The organism is Terriglobus sp. ADX1 (assembly GCF_036877645.1).
Taxonomy (GTDB): Bacteria; Acidobacteriota; Terriglobia; order Terriglobales; family Acidobacteriaceae; genus Terriglobus.
In genome coordinates this window covers 1-253 of sequence record NZ_JAEDXV010000141.1, presented here as the reverse complement: position 1 = coordinate 253, position 253 = coordinate 1, and the positions used below count along the sequence as shown (strand labels likewise).

Annotated in this window: 1 pseudogene; it reads left to right on the top strand. The window is 56.1% G+C overall.

Annotated elements, in window-relative coordinates:
- Window positions 1-253, top strand: a pseudogene (locus tag JAO32_RS19920) (dihydropteroate synthase); the annotation flags it as partial.

Sequence of the window (253 nt, the reverse complement as noted above, 5' to 3'; positions counted from 1 at the left end):
GAAGGCGTAGCCATCGCACGCCAGCAGGTAGAGAACGGCGCCAACGTCATCGATATCTGCATGGACGAAGGCATGATCGACGGCGTCGCAGCCATGACTCGCTTCCTGCAACTCCTTGCCAGCGAGCTGAAGTAGCCAAAGTCCCCTTCATGGTGGACTCCTCCAAGTGGGAAGTCATTGAAGCTGGCTTGAAGTGCCTGCAGGGCAAAGGCATCGTTAACTCCATCTCGCTGAAGGAAGGCGAAGAGAAGTT